Source organism: Janthinobacterium sp. UMAB-56 (assembly GCF_900095265.1).
Taxonomy (GTDB): Bacteria; Pseudomonadota; Gammaproteobacteria; order Burkholderiales; family Burkholderiaceae_D; genus Janthinobacterium.
In genome coordinates this window covers 372,750-389,302 of sequence record NZ_LT607653.1, presented here as the reverse complement: position 1 = coordinate 389,302, position 16,553 = coordinate 372,750, and the positions used below count along the sequence as shown (strand labels likewise).

Annotated in this window: 16 protein-coding genes; 5 read left to right on the top strand and 11 right to left on the bottom strand. The window is 63.1% G+C overall.

The genetic code is table 11. The features are described 5' to 3' along the window. The 5 genes from K0F85_RS07715 to K0F85_RS07695 are packed head-to-tail and all read left to right on the top strand — an operon-like array spanning nt 1 to nt 4,529. The gene (locus K0F85_RS07715) at nt 1-1,881 is read left to right on the top strand and encodes a secretin and TonB N-terminal domain-containing protein (RefSeq protein ID WP_219115452.1); all 1,881 of its coding nucleotides are present in this window, start codon (nt 1-3) and stop codon (nt 1,879-1,881) included. Further along, complete coding sequence (locus K0F85_RS07710) at nt 1,878-2,348, top strand: type II secretion system protein (protein ID WP_257572601.1); 471 nt, start codon at nt 1,878-1,880, stop codon at nt 2,346-2,348. The genes K0F85_RS07715 and K0F85_RS07710 overlap by 4 nt, the downstream gene beginning before the upstream one ends. Continuing rightward, nucleotides 2,348-2,737: a type IV pilin protein gene (locus K0F85_RS07705; protein WP_374198649.1), complete on the top strand. Its 390-nt coding sequence runs from the start codon at nt 2,348-2,350 to the stop codon at nt 2,735-2,737. Before K0F85_RS07710 ends, K0F85_RS07705 begins: the two co-directional genes overlap by 1 nt. Continuing rightward, entirely contained in the window at nt 2,724-3,260 is a 537-nt protein-coding gene (locus tag K0F85_RS07700) for a type II secretion system protein (protein WP_257572600.1), read from the top strand. Before K0F85_RS07705 ends, K0F85_RS07700 begins: the two co-directional genes overlap by 14 nt. Before the next feature lie 45 nt (nt 3,261-3,305). After that, complete coding sequence (locus tag K0F85_RS07695) at nt 3,306-4,529, top strand: Xaa-Pro peptidase family protein (RefSeq protein ID WP_219115450.1); 1,224 nt, start codon at nt 3,306-3,308, stop codon at nt 4,527-4,529. An 8-nt stretch (nt 4,530-4,537) separates the two neighbouring features. Here K0F85_RS07695 and K0F85_RS07690 read toward each other — a convergent pair whose 3' ends face one another. From K0F85_RS07690 to K0F85_RS07640, 11 genes are all read right to left on the bottom strand, one after another. Beyond that, entirely contained in the window at nt 4,538-6,094 is a 1,557-nt protein-coding gene (locus tag K0F85_RS07690; protein WP_219115449.1) for a methyl-accepting chemotaxis protein, read from the bottom strand. A 59-nt stretch (nt 6,095-6,153) separates the two neighbouring features. Next, on the bottom strand, nt 6,154-6,561 hold the full coding sequence (locus tag K0F85_RS07685) for a hypothetical protein (RefSeq protein ID WP_219115448.1): 408 nt from the start codon (nt 6,559-6,561) through the stop codon (nt 6,154-6,156). A 10-nt stretch (nt 6,562-6,571) separates the two neighbouring features. Next, nucleotides 6,572-7,837: a hypothetical protein gene (locus tag K0F85_RS07680; RefSeq protein WP_219115447.1), complete on the bottom strand. Its 1,266-nt coding sequence runs from the start codon at nt 7,835-7,837 to the stop codon at nt 6,572-6,574. 390 nt (nt 7,838-8,227) lie between these two features. Further along, nucleotides 8,228-10,279, bottom strand: a complete 2,052-nt coding sequence (gene paaZ / locus K0F85_RS07675) for a phenylacetic acid degradation bifunctional protein PaaZ (protein ID WP_219115446.1) — start codon at nt 10,277-10,279, stop codon at nt 8,228-8,230. A 32-nt stretch (nt 10,280-10,311) separates the two neighbouring features. Continuing rightward, nucleotides 10,312-10,926 (bottom strand): phenylacetic acid degradation protein PaaY, encoded by a 615-nt coding sequence (paaY, locus tag K0F85_RS07670; RefSeq protein ID WP_219115445.1) that lies wholly within the window; start codon nt 10,924-10,926, stop codon nt 10,312-10,314. 9 nt (nt 10,927-10,935) lie between these two features. Next, entirely contained in the window at nt 10,936-11,667 is a 732-nt protein-coding gene (locus tag K0F85_RS07665) for an ABC transporter ATP-binding protein (protein WP_257572599.1), read from the bottom strand. After that, entirely contained in the window at nt 11,664-12,419 is a 756-nt protein-coding gene (locus K0F85_RS07660; RefSeq protein WP_219115444.1) for an ABC transporter ATP-binding protein, read from the bottom strand. Before K0F85_RS07660 ends, K0F85_RS07665 begins: the two co-directional genes overlap by 4 nt. Nucleotide 12,420: 1 nt before the next feature. Next, entirely contained in the window at nt 12,421-13,425 is a 1,005-nt protein-coding gene (locus tag K0F85_RS07655; RefSeq protein WP_219115443.1) for a branched-chain amino acid ABC transporter permease, read from the bottom strand. Further along, nucleotides 13,422-14,300: a branched-chain amino acid ABC transporter permease gene (locus tag K0F85_RS07650; protein WP_219115442.1), complete on the bottom strand. Its 879-nt coding sequence runs from the start codon at nt 14,298-14,300 to the stop codon at nt 13,422-13,424. The genes K0F85_RS07655 and K0F85_RS07650 overlap by 4 nt, the downstream gene beginning before the upstream one ends. Before the next feature lie 84 nt (nt 14,301-14,384). Further along, on the bottom strand, nt 14,385-15,536 hold the full coding sequence (locus tag K0F85_RS07645; protein WP_219115441.1) for an ABC transporter substrate-binding protein: 1,152 nt from the start codon (nt 15,534-15,536) through the stop codon (nt 14,385-14,387). A gap of 78 nt (nt 15,537-15,614) precedes the next feature. Further along, nucleotides 15,615-16,553, bottom strand: a 939-nt coding sequence (locus K0F85_RS07640) for an acetyl-CoA C-acyltransferase (RefSeq protein WP_257572598.1), incomplete at its 5' end; no start/stop codon positions are given.

The window sequence follows — 16,553 nt, the reverse complement described above, 5'->3', positions numbered from 1 at the left end:
ATGTCTCGTACTCTCATTACCGTGCTCACTCTGCTGTCCCTGCTGGCCGCCTGCGCCGGCAACCAGGCTTATAACGATGGCCAGGCCATGCTGGGTGCCGGCCGCACGGAACAGGGCCTGGCCCTCCTGGAACAAGCGGCGCAAGCCGAGCCGACCAACGCCAAGTACCGCATCGCCGTCACGAATGGCAGGATGCGCGCGTTGAACAAGCTGAATGGCCGCGCTGAAGTGCTGCGCCAGCAGGGCAAGCTGTCCGAAGCGCATGCGCTGTACCAGCAGGCGCTGGCGCTGGATGCCAGCAACGACGTCGCGCAGCGTGGCCTGGCCGGCGTGGAGCAGGATGGACGGCACCGCAAGCTGGTACAGGAAGCGCAGGCCAGCTACCAGCGCGGCGGCGAAGCGAATATCGCGCAGGCGCAGGAAGCCTTGCGCCAGGTGCTGCAGGAACGCCCCGCGCAGCGCGAGGCGCTGGCCCTGAAAAGCCGCATCGGCGACGCGCAGGCGAAGGCACGGCCGGCCGGCGGCAAGCTGGCGGCCGCCTACAGGAAACCAGTCACCCTCGAGTTTCGCGACGCGCCGCTGCGCTCCGTGTTTGACTTCATCAGCAAGGTCTCGGGCCTGAACTTCGTCTTCGACAAGGAAGTCGATCCCGCCCTGCGCGCCACCATTTCCGTGCGCGACACCAGCATCGAAGAAGCGATTGCCATGCTGCTGGGCGCCAACCAGCTGGAACAAAGCGTCACCAGCGACAAGTCGATCACGATCTACCCGAACACGCCGCAAAAAGTGAAGGAGTACCAGCAACTGGTGGTGCGCACCTTCTTCCTCGCCAATGCGGACGTCAAGACGGTGGCGTTTTCCATCAAGACCCTGCTCAAGGCCAAGGATATCGTCACCGATGAACGCCTGGGCATCATCATGCTGCGCGATACGCCGGAAATGGTGCGCATGGCCGAACGCATCATCAATGTGCAGGATCTGGCCGACCCGGAGGTGATGCTGGAAGTGGAAGTGCTGGAAGTGAAACGCACGCGCCTGATGGAACTGGGCGTGCGCTGGCCGGAGCAGGCCAGCCTGACCCTGGCCGGCATCGCAGGTAGCACGGGAGGCCTGGGCGGCCTGAAAGTGGCCGACCTGCACCGCATCAATGGCGACAATATCAACCTGGGCATCGGTGGCGTGACGCTCAACGCCAACAAGACCGATAGCGACAGCAATATACTGGCCAACCCGCGCATCCGCGTGCGCAACAAGGAAAAGGCCAAGATCCTCATCGGCGACCGCGTGCCCGTCATTACCGTCACGACGAACAACGGCGTCAGTTCCGACAGCGTCAACTACATCGAGGTGGGCCTGAAGCTCGACGTCGAACCGAACGTCTACCTGGACGACGAGGTGGCCATCAAGATCAACCTGGAAGTGTCGAACGTGGTGAAGGAAGTGATCAGCAAGACGGGCACGCAGGCTTACCAGATCGGCACGCGCAGCGCGTCCACGGTGCTGCGCCTGAAGGATGGCGAGACGCAGGTACTGGCGGGCCTGATCAGCGACGAGGACAGGGGCACGGCCAACAAGGTGCCCGGCGTAGGCGAGCTCCCCATGCTGAACCGTCTGTTCGGCAGCCAGAAGGACGACGCCATGCGCAGCGAGATCGTGCTGTCGATCACGCCGCGCCTGCTGCGCAGCATCCGCCGCCCGGACCTGATGACGGCCGAATTCAACTCGGGCACCGAGGCCTCCGTGGGCGGGCGCGCCAGCGTGGGCGGCTCCCCCGAGGCTGTCGCGGCGCCCGAACAGGCCGTCCCACGCAGCGTCTCACCCATGACGGGCGGCGACGAAGCTCCCGCCGCCAGCGAAAAAACCAGCAAAGGTGGCCAGTGAAACCACGCGGCTTTACTTTCATCGAACTGATGATCACCCTGGCGATCATGGCGACCCTGGCCACGGTGGCCGTGCCGATGGCGCAAGTGGCGGTGCAACGGGCGAAGGAACAGCAATTGCGCAGCGCCCTGATTGAAATACGCGAGGCTATCGACACCTACAAGCGCGCCTCGGACAATGGCCGCATCAAGCTGTCGCTGGGCGCCTCCGGTTATCCGAAAAAACTCGATGAACTGGTCGAGGGCGTGCCCGACCAGCGCAGCCCCGCGAAGCAGAACATGTATTTTTTGCGCCGCCTGCCGCGCGACCCGTTCCAACCCAGGGAAGACGGCAGCGCCGCCGACAGCTGGAGCAAGCGCGCCTATGCCTCGCCGCCCGACAATCCCAGCGAAGGCGAGGACGTGTTCGACGTCGCCTCGCGCTCGACCAAGGTTGGCCTGAACGGCGTGCCGCTGCAGGAATGGTGATGTCGATAACAGCCTCCACTCCGCGCCGCGGCTTTACCCTGGTCGAACTGCTGGTGGTACTGGCGATCATCTCGCTGCTGCTGACGATCGCCATCCCCCGCTATTTCGGCTCGGTGGAAAAATCCAAGGAAGTCGCGCTGAAGGAAAACCTGCAGGTGCTCAGGAGCGGGCTGGATAAATACTATGCCGACAAGGGCGAGTATCCTGCCGCGCTGGCCGACCTGGTGACCCACCATTACTTTCGCAGCGTGCCGCTGGACCCCGTCACGGAGTCTGCCGCCACCTGGCAGCTGATCCCTTCGCCGAATGGCGAGATCGGCGGCGTGGCCGACGTGCGCAGCGGCGCCAAGGGCAAGACGCGCGAGGGCATCCCCTTTGAGCAGCTCTAATTTCCGGCGCCGCGTACGGGGCTTCGCGTATATCTGGACCCTGATGCTGGTCGCCTTCATGGGCGTGGGCCTGGTGCTGGCCAGCGAACTGTTAGCCACGGCCGCGCGGCGCGACAAGGAACGGGAGCTGCTGTTCATCGGCCATGAATTCCGCAATGCGCTTGGCCGCTATTACGACAGCACGCCGGGCGACGGGCGGCCCCGCTACCCCCTGACCTTGCCGGAGTTGCTGCGCGATCCGCGCTTTGCCAACGCCCGGCGGCACTTGCGCCGCCTGTATGCGGACCCTGTCACGGGCAAGGCGGAATGGGGCGTGCTGCGGCAGGAAGGACGCATCGTCGGCATTCATTCGCTGTCGCCGCAGATCCCCATCAAGCAGGACAATTTTCTCGACGAAGACGCCAGCCTGCGCCGCAAGCAGCGCTACGCGGACTGGCACTTCACGTATCCGCACGACCTGGTGCTGGCCCCACCCGATGCCGCCGGCGGCGCGCCCGGACTCAAGCCGAAAGGCGCAAACTGATATCATGCCCGCATTCCATATTCAGCATCGAACAAAGGGGCAGGCATGAGCATAGGTGGCACTTCCATCGAACAGGCATTGGCATCGCTGTCGGACATGACGTCCGGCATGGTTGCCATCGGCAAGGACGAACACGCGCAGCGCATCGCCAAGGCGCAAGCGTTCATGCGCGCTCAGGGCATCGCCGCGATCTACCTGAACGCGGGCGCCAACCTCACTTATTTCACGGGCACCAAATGGTATGCCAGCGAACGCATGGTGGGCGCCATCCTGCCGGCCAGCGGCAACATCGAATACATCGCCCCTGCCTTCGAGGAAAGCACCTTGCAAGGCTTCATGCTCATCGAAGGCCGTGTCAATTGCTGGGAAGAGCATGAAAGCCCGTACCAGCTGTTCGTCGACGTGCTGGCGCGCATGGGGATAGCCCAGGACGCGAACCAGCCGCCGCGCGTGGGCATCTGCGAAAGCGCCGCCTTCTTCATCTACGATGGCGTCAAGCCGCTGGCCTCCGGCTATGCACTGGAAAACGCGCGCGCCGTGACAGCCTACTGCCGCAGCCGCAAGTCATCGGCGGAAATCGCCCTGATGCAGCGCGTGATGGACATGACCCTGGCCGTGCACATGGCCACGGCCAGCATGCTGTACGAAGGCATCACGACTGTGGAAGTGGAGGAATTCATCCAGCGCGCACACCGCAAGGTGGGTGCACCGCGCTCGTATTTTTGTATCGTGCTGTTCGGCGAAGCGACGGCCTACCCGCATGGCGTGAACTATGTGCAGACTTTGAAAGCGGGCGACACGGTGCTGATCGACACGGGTTGCCAAGTGATGAACTACATCTCCGACATCACGCGCACCTATGTGTTTGGCACCATCAGCGCGCGCCAGCGCAGCGTGTGGAACAGCGAAAAGGCGGCCCAGGGTGCCGCATTCGCCGCCGCGCAGCTCGGCGTACCCTGCGGCGATGTGGACCGCGCCGCCCGCGTCTCGCTGGAAGCCGACGGCTTTGGCCCCGGCTACAAGTTGCCGGGCCTGCCGCACCGCACGGGCCACGGCATCGGACTCGATATCCACGAGTGGCCTTACCTGGTGGGCAATGACACGACGCCGCTCGACGTGGGCATGTGCTTCTCGAACGAGCCGATGATTTGCATCCCCGGCGAATTCGGCATCCGCCACGAAGACCATTTCTATATGACGGAAAACGGTCCGCGCTGGTTCACCGAACCAGCGCACAGCATCGACGATCCGTTCGGCTTACAACGCTGATCCCGGCTTTAGCGCAACGCCAAACGCCGTGTCGCCGGAACGGCCGGCCCTTGGGCCAGCTTGAACACGGCCAGCGCCGTGCCCAGTTGCACGGCCTGTTCCTGCAGCGATTCGGCCGCCGCCGACGCTTCTTCCACCAGCGCGGAATTTTGCTGCGTCATCTGATCCATGCTGCCGATCGCCACGCCAATGTCGCCGATCCCGGCACTTTGCGCCTGGCTCGCGGCGCTGATCTCGGCCATGATGTCGGCCACTTTTTTCACGGAATCGACGATCTGCCCCATGGTCAGACCCGCCTCGTCGACCAGCTTCGAGCCGACATTCACCTTGGCCACCGAGTCGCCGATCAATTCCTTGATTTCGCGGGCCGCGCCGGCGCTGCGATGCGCCAGATTGCGCACCTCGGACGCCACCACGGCAAAGCCACGCCCCTGCTCGCCCGCGCGCGCCGCTTCCACGGCCGCATTCAAGGCCAGGATATTCGTCTGAAAGGCGATGCCGTCGATCACGCCGATAATGTCGACGATGCGCCTCGATGAATCGTTGATCTCGCCCATGGTGGTGACCACCTGGCTGACCACTTGCCCGCCTTTCACGGCGACAGAAGACGCCGACACCACCAGTTCATGCGCCTGGCCAGCATTGGCCGCGTTATCGCGAACGGTCACCGTCAGATTGTCCATCGCGCGCGCCGTCTGGTCCAGGCTACCCGCCTGCGACTCCGTACGTGCAGCCAGGTCCGCATTGCCCTGGGCGATTTCGGCGCTGGCCACCTGGATGGTTTCGGCCGAAGCCTTGATGTCAGACACCATGCCACCCAGTTTGCCGCGCATGTCCTTCAAGGCCGCCAGCAGGCTGTCCTGGTCGCCCGACTCGGTGACGATCTCCATCGACAGGTCGCCGTCGGCCACGGCGCGCGCAATCTGGCGCGCATATTCCGGCTCGCCGCCCAGTTGCTGCCAGATGGCGCGCACGACAAAGTGCGACACGGCGGCCAGGCACACGATGACGGCCAGCGCCACGGCGATGCTGGTATTGAGGGCATGGCGCACATTCGCCGCGCTGCGGGCGATGCCATCCTTGAATTGCAATTGCGCCTGCTCGTTGGTTTTCGCCAGGTCGGCATTCAGGGCCGCCAGCGCGCCCTGCATGCGGGCCACGGTAGCTTGCGGATCGCCTTGCTCCATTTCCAGCATGATGCGCGCTGCGCTCAGGGCCGGCGCATAGTAGGCCTCGAATTCTTTAGCCAGTTGCCCGCCGTGCTCGCGCTGGCCGGGAATCGCCGCAAAGCTGCCCAGCTTGGCGCGCAACTTGACGGCCAGGCCATCGACTTGCGCAATGCGCTCCTTGTCGCCTTCGCTGACGGCGTCGCGCAAGCCATCACCGACCGCAGCCACGTCCAGCGTCAGCGACTTGGCCATGTCGAGCACGGGATAGTCGGCGCTTTCAGTCGCGTGGATGGAATTGAGTGCGGCCGTGGACAGATAGGCGCTGACGGCCAGCCCCAGCCCGAAAATCACGGCCGAGACGATAGGCAGCGCCCATATCTTGCGTTTGATGCTCATTGCTGTCTCCTGATGATATATGTATCGGGCCGCCGTATGGCGCGCGGCCCGAGCCGGCTTTATGGCGTCGTCAGCACCACTTTGACGGTGCCGTCGACGGCACTCTTTTCGATATAGCCGATGGCTTTCGGATCGGCTGCGATAGCCTTCTTCACGTCGGCGCTATTGGCGACTTCCTTCGGCAAGGTGGCCTTGCCCGTGAACACCAGCTTGGACCACAGGGCCTTGGCTTGCGACGGTTCCTTGTCCGCCACCTTCTTGTAGAACTCGGCGCGCACGGGGGCGCTCTCCGGCTGGTCGATTGGCGTCATGGCCGTCGATTTGCCGAGAAAAAATTGCGCCACCTGTTCGTTCGTCATGGCGCCAGCGGCGCTCTTGGGATTGACCACCACGACCACTTCGGCCATGGCGGAAGCGGTGATCGACAAGGCCAGCAAGGTAGCTGCACGCAAGATAAATGGTTTCATGCGGTGCTCCTCAGAAAACGAAATCGATGGCGGCGGCGACCACCGTGACGGGGCCGCTGAAACCGGGCTTGGCTTGCACGAACAAACCCTGGCCATTCTTGGGCTTGATGCGATCGATCTGTACCTTCAAGGCCGCCGAACGGTGGAAGTCCCAGCGCACGCCGATGCTGTCCGTCGATTGCTCCAGCTGATTGCGCGTCATGGCCATGGTGTTGACGCCGGCCGACAGTGCGCGCAAGGTCGGCGTGCAAGCGGCAGGATAGCCGGCAGGACATGCTGCCGGCACGGTGTTGTTCACGCGATCATCTGCCTTCAGGCTGGCATGGCTGTAATACGGCAGAAAGGCGCCGATGCGATAGCCGCCCATCACGTACCACGAGGTGCTGTCGCTGACATAGCTGTCCGTCTTGCGCTTGGCGTACTCGGACTGCACCAGGATATTGTTCCAGTCCAGGCCCAGGCCGACGGAAGTAAACGAGGCTTTCTTGTCCTTCACTACCAGTGCATCGGCCAGTGCGCCCAACTGGGCAAACTTGTAGCCGGCGCCGGCTGCGCGCAAGGCCGCCATCAGCGCATTCTGGCTGGCGGAATCATCGATGGTCAGCTTGGTTTCGGCGCGACCGAAACGCAGGGTCAATGGACCATGTTCCGCCACCAGGTTCAGTGCGACGATGGACTTGCCTTCCACATGCACGGTGGAGTCGGGGCCGGTGGCCAGGGTGGCCTTGGTGCGGCCCAGCGCCAGCTGGGTGGTGATGCTGGTGTCACCCACGCTGAACTGGTAAGTGCCGTCGATGCCGTCGATGCTGTTGAGCGGCACCTGCGAATACATTTCGCCCGGTGGGCGCAGCATGGTGTTGGCATAGCCCACGTTACGATAATCGGAAATCATGAAGACCGGCAGGCCCATGCGGCCGATGCGCACGCTGAAGCTGTCCGACACCTTGGCCTTGGCAAAGGCCCAGGCCAGTTCGGCGCCAAAATCATCCTCGCCATCCTTGCGCGCCAGACCTTGCACGGTGGCCGACAGCCACGGATTGACGGTGACATTGGCCTGCAGGCCCAGGTTGGAATCGATGCCGGTGCGGGCAGTGCGGCCCGCGCCGGTAGCCTGGTTCGGACGCGCGAACTGTGCGTTGTCGGTATCGGCCACGGTCAGCGCGGCGGTACCGAAACCGCTGATCTTGACGGTCGGGCCGCTGGCAGCATCTTCGGCATAGGCATGGCTGATGGCCAGAGGCATGGCCAGCAGAAAAATCAGGACGTGTTTATTCATAGTAATTAAATACCCGTAGCGGTGAACGTTAATCGTGGAGTTGGGCTCGAGGTCGATGGTTCACCGGCCATAACAGGCCGGGTCCTTTTTGCGCCGCCGTCGCCATGCATGGCGTGAATGACGGTGTGACCAGTGAGTGAAACCATGCTACAGAGAAAAAGACTGCTTTGAAAAGTTTTCCTTAGGCAATTAACGATTTTGCCATTTTTAATGGAAAAAACATGATTTTTAGAGGATTTTATCTAAAGGGCAGGCGGGAAAAACCACACTTCCGCTGTACTTTTCATACACTTATGGATAAGTCAAGACAAAACGAACTCGTCTAAAAAAAAGCGCCACCCGCGCAAAAATCGCGGGCGGCGCCGTTCAAACCGGTCCTGCCAGAAACGCTTATTCGCGCTTCGACACCAGGGTCAGAATATCGTAGCTGGCCACCAGCTCCTCGTTCTGGTTCGTCACCTGCACGTCCCACGCGACCACGCCCTGACCTACGCCAAACACGTCCTTGCGATTGCGGTCGACCTTGCGCTTGCAGGTCAGCCGGGCGCGGATGGTGTCGCCGATGGCGACGGGGGCAACGAAGCGCAGGTTATCCAGGCCATAGTTGGCCAGCACGGGGCCAACGCCGGGAGAGACGAACAGGCCGGCGGCGGCCGACAACACGAAGTAGCCGTGCGCGATGCGCTTGCCGAACTGCGATTCCTTGGCCGCGATTTCGTCGAAGTGCATGTAGAAAAAGTCGCCCGAAATACCGCCGAAGGCGACGATGTCCGCTTCGCTGACGGTGCGGCGATGCGTGAGCAGCGAGTCGCCCGTCTGCAAGTCCTCGAAGTGCTTGCGGAAGGGATGGATCGGGCTTTCGTTGACGTCAGCACCGCGCACGTATTCGCCGGTGATGGCCGCCAACATGGTCGGCGAACCTTGCACGGCAGCGCGTTGCAGGTAGTGGCGCACGGCGCGCACGCCGCCCAGCTCCTCGCCGCCGCCCGCGCGGCCAGGGCCCCCATGCTTCAGTTGCGGCAAGGGCGAGCCATGGCCCGTCGAATCGACGGAAGCCACGCGCTCGAGCACGTGCACGCGGCCATGCGTGGCCGCCACTTGCGGCACCACGCGCGCGGCGATCTTCGGATCGCGCGTCACCAAAGTGCTCACCAGACTGCCCTTGCCGCGCGCGGCCAGGGCCAGCGCTTCGTCGATATCCTTGTAGCCCATCATGGTACTGACGGGGCCGAATGCTTCCACGTCATGCACGGCATCGTTGCCGAAGGCATCGCGGCACAGCAACAAGGTCGGCGAGAAGAAGCTGCCATCGTGTGCGCCATCGCCCAGGGGATGGAAGCCGTCGGCCGCGCCGAACACCACCTCGTTGCCCTGAGACAGGGTAGCGACACGCTCGGCCACGTCGTTCTGCTGCTCCTTCGACGCCAGCGCCCCCATGCGCACGCCTTCGATGGACGGATCGCCCACCACCACCTTGGCCAGGCGCTCGCGCAAACGCGTGCCAACGGCATCCATCAGGTGCTCGGGCACGATGATGCGGCGAATCGCCGTACACTTCTGCCCCGACTTGCCCGTCATTTCGCGCACGACTTCCTTGACGAACAGGTCGAATTCCACGTCATCCGGCGTGACGTCCGGCGCCAGGATGGCGCAATTGAGCGAATCGGCTTCGCCATTGAAAGGCACGGATTGGGCGATCAGGTTCGGATTCGTGCGCAGCTTGGCGGCCGTGGCGGCCGATCCTGTAAAGGTCACGAAGTCCTGGCCATTCAAGCGGTCCAGCAAGTCACCCGTCGAACCGATCACCAGCTGCAAACTGCCCGCCGGCAGCAAGCCCGATTCGTGCATCATGCGCACGACGGCCTGCGTCAGGTAGCTCGTCGCCGTGGCCGGCTTGGCGATGCAGGGCATGGCCGCCAGGAAGCTGGGCGCGAATTTTTCCAGCAAGCCCCAGATAGGGAAGTTGAAGGCGTTGATGTGCACGGCCAGGCCGCCGCGCGGCACCAGGATGTGCGTGCCGGCGAAGCCGCCTTTTTTACCCAGCGCGATGGCCGGCCCTTCGTGCAGCACGTTAGACGACGGCAGCTCGTTGCTGCCCATGCTGGCGTAGGCGAACAGGGTGCCCGTACCGCCTTCGATGTCGACCCAGCTATCGGCGCGCGTGGCGCCCGACAGGTGCGAGATCGCATACAGTTCTTCCTTGCGCTCGACCAGGTACAGGGCCAGCGCCTTCAGGCGCGCGGCGCGCTGCTGGAAGTCCAGCGCCATCAGGCCCGGCACGCCCGTTTTGCGGGCATACGTGACGGCTTCGTCGAAGTCGATCTTTTCCGCATGCGTGTGATAGATGACGCGGTTGTTCAAGGCGCTGTGCAGGGGCACGGCGGCGCTTTCTCCCAGCCAGCGGCCGGCGATCAGGCTTTGCAGGGTGGATATGTGAGCCATGTGTACTACTCCTATGTTGGTTTACTGCGTGCTTACTGCGCTGCGGCGTTCTTGTGCAGGTGCAGCGGCAAGGCCGATTCGAAATTCAGGCGCTGGCGGTTCGCCTCGACTTGCGTCAGGGCTTCCACTTCGCGCATCGTCTGCATCGAGCGCACGGCCAATTCGTGGTACTGGCCCGTGCCCGAGCTTTTCCATTTGATTTCATCATCCGTCAGCGCGCGCATAACCTTGGCGGGGGTGCCCACCACCATGCTGCGCGGCGCGACGAGCATGCCGGCCTTCACAAAACTCATGGCCGCGACGATGGATTCCTCGCCGATGATGGCGTTATCCATCACCACGGCGTTCATGCCGACGAGTGCATTGCGGCCGATGCGGCAACCGTGCAGCACGGCGCCGTGGCCGATATGGCCGTCGGTCTCGACTACCGTGTCGCAGCCTGGAAAGCCGTGCATGACGCAGGTGTCCTGCAGGTTCGCGCCCTCTTCCAGTATCAATCGACCGAAGTCGCCGCGGATCGACGCCAGCGGGCCGATATAGCAGCGCGGGCCGATGATCACGTCGCCAATCAGCACGGCCGACGGGTGCACATAGGCGCTGGGGTGGACGACGGGGATGACGCCGTTGATTTCGTAGACTTTGACCATACAGACTCCTTACATGCCCAGATAGGCGCTTTGTACCTGCTCGTTATGCAGCAATTCGGGACCCGGACCGGACAAGGTGATGGCACCCGTCTCGATCACATAGCCCACGTCGGCGATCGACAGGGCCGCGTGTGCGTTCTGCTCGACGAGGAAGATGGTGATGCCCTGGTCGCGCAGTTCAGCCACGATGCGGAAGATTTCCGCGATCAGCAAAGGCGCCAGGCCCATGCTCGGTTCGTCGAGCAGCAGCAATTGCGGGCGGCCCATCAGTGCGCGCGCCATGGCCAGCATCTGCTGCTGTCCACCGGAGAGCGTGCCCGCCAGCAGCAAGCGCTTTTCCTTCAAAATCGGGAACAGGCCATACATGCGCTCCATGTCGCCCGCCACGTCCTGTGCGGGGCGCGTAAAGGCGCCCAGGCGCAAATTGTCTTCCACCGTCATGGGGCCGAACACTTGCCGCCCTTCCGGCACCTGGCAAATACCGGCGCGCACGCGCCTGTCGGCGCTCATGCGGCTGACATCCTGGCCGGCGAAGGCGATGCTGCCGGCACTGATCGGCTGCACGCCGGAGATCGCCCGCAGCAGGGTGGTCTTGCCGGCGCCATTCGCGCCCACCAGCGCCACCAGCTGGCCCTGGCGCACTTGCAGGTCGATGCCATGCAGGGCCTGAATGCGGCCGTAATGGCTGGTCAATCCCTGGATGTCGAGCACCAGCGGTGTTTGAGGTTTTTCCAGCATCATGCCGCCACTCCCAGATATGCCGCCACCACGTCGGGGTTCGCGCGCACTTCGGCGGCGGTCCCTTCGGCCAGCTTCTTGCCATAGTCGAGCACCAGAATATGGTCCGACAGGTTCATCACCAGTTTCATGTCATGCTCGACCAGCACCACCGTCACGCCCGATTGCGCCACCTTGCGTATCAAGGCTTCGATCTCGCCCGTCTCCGTATGGTTCAGGCCTGCCGCCGGTTCATCGAGCAGCAGCACCTTCGGCTTGGCCGCCAGTGCACGGGCGATTTCCAGGCGCTTCAAGGCGCCATACGACATCTGCCCCGCCTCGTCGTCGATATGCCGGCCAACGCCGACGAACTCCATCAGGCCCGCCGCTTCGTCGCGGCAGGCGGCATCCGCGCGCCGCACGGATGGCAAACGCAGCATGGAGGCGAACAGGTTCTGGTTCAGGCGCAAATGCGCGCCCACCATCACGTTATCGATGGCCGTCATGTTCATGCACACTTGCAGGTTCTGGAAGGTGCGACTCATGCCGCGCCGCGCCAGCGCGTCGGGCGACATGGCGGCCACGTTCTCGCCATTCAGCAAAATCTCGCCTTTGGTCGGCGTATACACGCCCGTGATCAGGTTGAACAGGGTTGTCTTGCCGGCACCATTCGGACCAATCACGGAATGGATATTGCCTTCCTTGACGCTAAAGCTCACGTCCTGCACCGCATGCACGCCGCCGAAGCTCTTGCTCAGATTATTAATCGTCAACATCTCAGGCCTCCTGCGTCGGTGGTTTTGTCGCGCCTTCGGGGGCTTTGGGTGCCTGCGGCACCCCTGCCCGCTTGCGCGAACGGCTGGCCAGGCCGGGTACCAGGCCCTTGGGCATGAAGATCATGGTGGCCATCAGGATCGCGCCGAAGACCACCGTTTCCCAGCCTTCAAAACTGGACAGCAGTTGCGGCAGGATCGTCAACAGGGCCGCGCCGATGATGGAACCGAAGATCGACGCCATGCCACCCACCACGACCATCGTCACCAGCTCGATGGAGTGGAAAAAGCCGGCCAGGTTAGGCGTAATAAAACCGATGTAGTGGGCGCTGATGCTCCCTGCAATGCTGGCAATGACGGCCGATAGCACGAACACGCGCACCTTGAAGCGGGTGGTGTCGACGCCGACCACGCGGGCCGCCACTTCCGAACCGTGGATGGCCTGCAGCGCGCGGCCAACAGGCGAGTCGATCAGGTTCAGGCCCAGCCACGTTACCAGCAACAGCAGCACGGCGCACACCAGATACCACGATTTTTCACCGGTGATTTCCAGGCCGGCGACACTGAAGGCGGAGACGCCGATGCCGTCCGGTCCACCCGTCCACTGTGTCTCGTTGTTGATGACGATGGAAATGATGATGCCCAGGCCCAGGGTCGCCATGGCCAGGGTATGGCCCTTGAGCTTCAATACTGGGCGTGCCAGCAACAGCGCCAGCAGACCAGTAGCGACGGCGCCCGCCGCCAAGGCAGCCAGCGGCGGCCAGTTGTAGTGTGTGGTCAGCACGGCCGACGCATACGCGCCCATGCCATAGAAGCCCGCGTGTCCCAGGCTGATCTGGCCCGTATAGCCCATCAGCAGGTTCAAGCCGATGACGACGATGGCGTTCAGCGCAATGCGGATCGCCACGTCGTAGTAGAACGCATTGGTGAGGAACAGTGGCAGGATGGCGAGCACCAGCGCCAGCACCAGCAAGCCAGCGTGGCGAGAGCGGGTAAAGAAATGCTTCATACACGCTCCGAATTTTTAGCGCCAAACAAGCCTTGCGGCAGGAAGAACAGGATCAATAAAATCAGCACGAAGGGCACGGCGTCCTTGTAGGCCGACGAGATGTAGCCGGCCGTCATGGCTTCGGCAATACCCAGGATCAGGCCACCGGCAATCGCGCCCGCACCGCCACCCAAGCCACCCAATACGGCGGCGACAAAGCCTTTCAGGCCCAGCATGATGCCCGCGTCATACGAGGTATACGTGATCGGTGCGACCAGGATGCCGCCCGCCGCGCCCAGCAAGGCTGACAGGCCGAACGAGAACAGCAGCACCTTGCGCGTGTTGATGCCCACCAGTTGCGCGGCCAGCTTGTTGTGCGAGGTCGCCAGCATGGCCTTGCCCATCAGGGTGCGCCCAAAGAACCAGCCCAGCACCAGCACGATGACGATGGTCACGCCCAGCACCCAAAGGCTTTGCGGCAGCAGGCTGGCACCCAGGAATTGAATCGGCGCGTCACCTGAGAAGGCCGGCAGCGAGTGCGTATCCTTGCCCAGCCAGATTTGCACCAGTCCGCGCAGCACCAGCGAGGCGCCGATGGTAATGATCAAGAGGGTGATGACCTGCGCGTTCTGCGCCGGCTCGATCACGGTTTTTTCCATCAACAGGCCAACCAGGCCCGTGGCGATGACGGCCAGGATGATGGCCACCGGCAGCGGCACGCCGGCGGCGGACATCACGGCGGCCAGCATCCCGCCCAGCATGATGAATTCGCCCTGCGCGAAGTTGATCACGCCACTGGTGTTGTAGATGATGGTAAAGCCCAGCGCCGCCAGCGCGTAGGCGGAACCGACCGTCATCCCGGAATACAAAAATTGCAGAAATTGAGCGACTTCCATGGTGTCTCCATTATGTTCGGCTGCGCGCGGACCGCCTTCGAGGGCAGCCCGCGCAGGTACTTCTGGCTTACCTTATTGCGAACATCACTTCGACAATTGCCATTCGCCGTTCTTCACTTCCACCATGCGGAAAGCCGACAGGTCCAGGCCCATGTGGTCCTTGGCCGACATGTTGAAAACACCGGTGGTGCCGACAAAACCCTTGGTCTGTTCCAGCGCCGCGCGCACTTTTTCGCGGTCCGTGCCGCCGGCGCGCTTGATGGCGTCCACCGACAGGTTCAGGGCATCAAGCGCATAGCCGCCAAAGGTCGACGGGTCGATCTTGTAGCGCTCTTTATACGTCTTGTCGTAGCCGACAACGATGGCCTTTTGCGCATCGCTGTCGGGCAGCATGGCGCCGATCAGCAGGGCCGGCGTCGGCAGGCGCACGCCTTCGGCGGCCTTGCCCGACAGCTTCAGGTATTCGCCCGACGCCACGCCGTGCGACTGGTACAGCGGCAGCGCGGCCATGCCCAGCTGGCCGTAGTTCTTGGTCACGACGGCCGGCCCCTGGCCCAGGCCAAAAACGAATACGGCTTGCACGCCGGCGGTATTCTTGATGCGGGTCAGCTGCGCCGTAATGTCCGTGTCTTTCGGGCCGTAGGTTTCATCGGCCACCAGGGTGATGCCGTATTTCGAGGCGACGATCTGCGATTCCTTGCGGCCCGACGCGCCGAAGCCGCTCGTTTCCGACAGCAGGCCCACCTTGCTGATGCCGCGCTTCTTCATGTCCTCGAACACCTTCTCGGCCGCCATGCGGTCCGTGTGTGGCGTCTTGAACACCCATTTTTTCACGGGGTCGATAATCACCACGGCGCCGGCCAGCGAAATGAACGGCATGCTGGCGCGCTCCACCAGCGGCGCCATCGCCATCGTCGCGCCGGTGGTGGTGCCGCCGATCAGCACGTCGACCTTGTCGGACTCGATCAGGCGCTTGGTGAAGCCGTTGGCCTTGGCCGCATCGCTGCCATCGTCGTAATGCACCAGTTCCAGCTTGCGTCCCAGCACGCCGCCGGCCGCATTGATTTTCTCGATATACAGCTGCAGGGTTTTCAGCTCCGGATCGCCCAGGAAGGCGGCAGGCCCCGTGACGGACAGCACGGAACCGATCTTGATATTCTCGGCCGCATACGCGCCCACGGCGGACATGGCCAGCACGCCGGCGATCAGGGTTTTCTTGAAGATATTGGCAATCATTGTGGTCTCCACCAGGTTGGCACTACGGTCAAATTGGATGGTGCTATCTTGCACCTTGGTTTGTATTATTTACTACGTCTATACACGTTCAATCACCACGGCGATACCCTGCCCCACGCCGATGCACATGGTGCACAGCGCATAGCGCCCGCCGGTGCGTTCCAGCTGGTTCAAGGCGGCCATTACCAGGCGTGCGCCGGATGCGCCCAGCGGATGGCCGATGGCAATCGCACCGCCATTCGGGTTCACGTGGGGCGCATCATCCGCCAGGCCCAGGTCGCGCGTCACAGCCAGCGCCTGCGCGGCAAACGCCTCATTGAGCTCGATGACGTCCATCTGCTCGATGGTCAATCCTGTCTGCGCCAGCACCTTGCGCGACGCCGGCGACGGGCCAAAGCCCATGATGCGCGGCGCCAGGCCTGCCGTCGCCATGCCCAGCACTTTCGCGCGCGGCGTCAGTTTATATTTGTCGACGGCGGCGGCGGACGCCAGCAGGATAGCGCAGGCGCCATCGTTCAAGCCCGAGGCATTGCCGGCCGTGACCGTGCCATCCGGCTTGACCACGCCCTTGAGTTTCGCCAGCATTTCCAGCGAGGTGTCGGGGCGCGGATGTTCATCCATCGTCACCATCTTCGGCTCGCCTTTTTTCTGCGGCACGGCGACGGGCACGATTTCACGCTCAAACACGCCGGCCGCATGGGCGGCAGCCCAGCGTTGCTGGCTGCGCAGTGCCAGACCATCCTGGTCGGCGCGGCTGATGCCAAATTCCACCGCCACGTTTTCCGCCGTTTCGGGCATGGTGTCGATGCCGTACTGCGTTTTCATCTTGCCGTTGACGAAGCGCCAGCCCAGGGTCGTGTCTTCGATTTTCGCCGCGCGCGAAAACGCCCTGTCGGCCTTGCCCATCACGAAAGGCGCGCGCGTCATGCTTTCCACACCACCGGCAATGATCAGCTCCGCCTCGCCCGCCTTGATGGAGCGGGCAGCCATGCCGACGGCATCCAGGCTGGAACCGCA